2 rRNA genes are annotated in these 3145 nt (G+C 52.9%); both read right to left on the minus strand.

The annotated features are described in order from the left end of the window. Positions 1-5: 5 nt before the first annotated feature. A 5S ribosomal RNA gene (rrf, locus tag ACFOLG_RS08240) occupies positions 6-118 on the minus strand. Positions 119-228: 110 nt separating this feature from the next. Continuing rightward, a 23S ribosomal RNA gene (locus ACFOLG_RS08245) occupies positions 229-3119 on the minus strand. Positions 3120-3145: the final 26 nt, after the last annotated feature.

Genomic DNA, 3145 nt, shown 5'->3' on the forward strand with positions numbered 1-3145 from the left:
GGGGAGTCTGGCGGTGTCCTACTTTCACACAGGTATCTGCACTATCATCGGCGCTGAGGCGTTTCACGGTCCTGTTCGGAATGGGAAGGCGTGGGACCACCTCGCTATGGCCACCAGACATAAACTGTCTACAAATCGTCGAAGCCAAACCAGGGAGCTTTTGTCTCCCCAGCCGTAGAATTCTGAATCCCGCTCACTGCACTCATCGCGCAAAGTCACTCAAATGATAGAGTCAAGCCTCACGAGCAATTAGTATCGGTTAGCTTCACGCCTCACAGCGCTTCCACACCCGACCTATCAACGTCCTGGTCTCGAACGACTCTTCAGGGAGGTCAAGCCTCCAGGGAAGTCTCATCTTCAGGCAAGTTTCCCGCTTAGATGCTTTCAGCGGTTATCTCTTCCGAACTTAGCTACCCGGCGATGCGACTGGCGTCACAACCGGTACACCAGAGGTTCGTCCACTCCGGTCCTCTCGTACTAGGAGCAGCCCCCGTCAAACTTCCAACGCCCACTGCAGATAGGGACCAAACTGTCTCACGACGTTTTGAACCCAGCTCACGTACCACTTTAAATGGCGAACAGCCATACCCTTGGGACCGGCTACAGCCCCAGGATGTGATGAGCCGACATCGAGGTGCCAAACTCCGCCGTCGATGTGAACTCTTGGGCGGAATCAGCCTGTTATCCCCGGAGTACCTTTTATCCGTTGAGCGATGGCCCTTCCATTCAGAACCACCGGATCACTATGTCCTGCTTTCGCACCTGCTCGACTTGTCGGTCTCGCAGTTAAGCTACCTTATGCCATTGCACTATCAGCACGATTTCCGACCGTACCTAGGTAACCTTCGAACTCCTCCGTTACACTTTGGGAGGAGACCGCCCCAGTCAAACTGCCTACCATGCACTGTTCCCGATCCGGATCACGGACCAAGGTTAGAACCTCAAACACACCAGGGTGGTATTTCAAGGACGGCTCCATACGAACTAGCGTCCGTACTTCATAGCCTCCCACCTATCCTACACAAGCCTGTTCAAAGTCCAATGCAAAGCTACAGTAAAGGTTCACGGGGTCTTTCCGTCTAGCAGCGGGTAGATTGCATCTTCACAAACATTTCAACTTCGCTGAGTCTCAGGAGGAGACAGTGTGGCCATCGTTACGCCATTCGTGCGGGTCGGAACTTACCCGACAAGGAATTTCGCTACCTTAGGACCGTTATAGTTACGGCCGCCGTTTACTGGGACTTCAATCAAGAGCTTGCACCCCATCATTTAATCTTCCAGCACCGGGCAGGCGTCACTCCGTATACGTCCACTTTCGTGTTGGCACAGAGCTGTGTTTTTGTTAAACAGTCGCAGCCACCTATTCTCTGCGACCCCTTCGCCCTTCGGATGTTCTCCTACAAGCTACCGGGGCACACCTTCTCCCGAAGTTACGGTGTCAATTTGCCGAGTTCCTTCTCCTGAGTTCTCTCAAGCGCCTTAGAATTCTCATCCTGCCCACCTGTGTCGGTTTGCGGTACGGTTCTTGTGTAGCTGAAGCTTAGTGGCTTTTCCTGGAAGCGTGGTATCAGTCACTTCAGGTCCGTAGACCCTCGTTATCACTTCTCGGTGTTGAATGAAAGGGCGGATTTGCCTACCCTAACCACCTACCGGCTTGAACGACCTATTCCAACAGGCCGCTGACCTAACCTTCTCCGTCCCCACATCGCACTACACAAAAGTACGGGAATTTTAACCCGTTTCCCATCGACTACGCTTTTCAGCCTCGCCTTAGGGGCCGACTCACCCTACGCCGATGAACGTTGCGTAGGAAACCTTGGGCTTTCGGCGAGCGGGCTTTTCACCCGCTTTATCGCTACTCATGTCAGCATTCGCACTTCTGATATCTCCAGCATGCCTCTCGACACACCTTCACAGACCTACAGAACGCTCCCCTACCACTTGCACTTGCGTGCAAATCCGCAGCTTCGGTTATCAGTTTGAGCCCCGTTACATCTTCCGCGCAGGACGACTCGACCAGTGAGCTATTACGCTTTCTTTAAATGATGGCTGCTTCTAAGCCAACATCCTGGCTGTCTATGCCTTCCCACCTCGTTTACCACTTAACTGATCATTTGGGACCTTAGCTGGCGGTCTGGGTTGTTTCCCTCTTGACGATGGACGTTAGCACCCACCGTCTGTCTCCCATGCTTGCACTTTCCGGTATTCTGAGTTTGCCATGGTTTGGTAAATCGCAATGACCCCCTAGCCATAACAGTGCTTTACCCCCGGAAGTGATACATGAGGCACTACCTAAATAGTTTTCGGGGAGAACCAGCTATCTCCGAGTTTGTTTAGCCTTTCACCCCTATCCACAGCTCATCCCCTAGTTTTGCAACACTAGTGGGTTCGGACCTCCAGTGCGTGTTACCGCACCTTCATCCTGGCCATGGATAGATCACTCGGTTTCGGGTCTACACCCAGCGACTGAGACGCCCTATTCGGACTCGGTTTCCCTACGCCTCCCCTATTCGGTTAAGCTTGCCACTGAATGTAAGTCGCTGACCCATTATACAAAAGGTACGCAGTCACCCCACAAGGAGGCTCCCACTGTTTGTATGCATCCGGTTTCAGGATCTATTTCACTCCGCTCCCGCGGTGCTTTTCGCCTTTCCCTCACGGTACTGGTTCACTATCGGTCGATCACGAGTATTTAGCCTTGGAGGATGGTCCCCCCATCTTCAGACAGGATTTCGCGTGTCCCGCCCTACTTCTCGTACGCTCAGTACCACCATTCGGTTTTCGAATACGGGGCTATCACCCACTATGGCAGGCCTTTCCAGGACCTTTCTTCTAACCAAACAGCTATCACGTACAGGCTCTTCCGCGTTCGCTCGCCACTACTTACGGAATCTCGGTTGATTTCTTTTCCTCGGGGTACTTAGATGTTTCAGTTCTCCCGGTTCGCCTCCATACGCCTATATATTCAGCGCAGGATCTCCTTGCGGAGGGGTTTCCCCATTCGGACATCAGCGGATCAAAGCTCCATTGCCAGCTCCCCGCTGCTTTTCGCAGGCTTGCACGTCCTTCATCGCCTGTGATCGCCAAGGCATCCACCAGATGCACTTAGTCGCTTGACCCTATCATTTCAGTCACCTTACTTTGA

Source organism: Vogesella facilis, from assembly GCF_042648525.1.
GTDB lineage: Bacteria > Pseudomonadota > Gammaproteobacteria > Burkholderiales > Chromobacteriaceae > Vogesella > Vogesella facilis.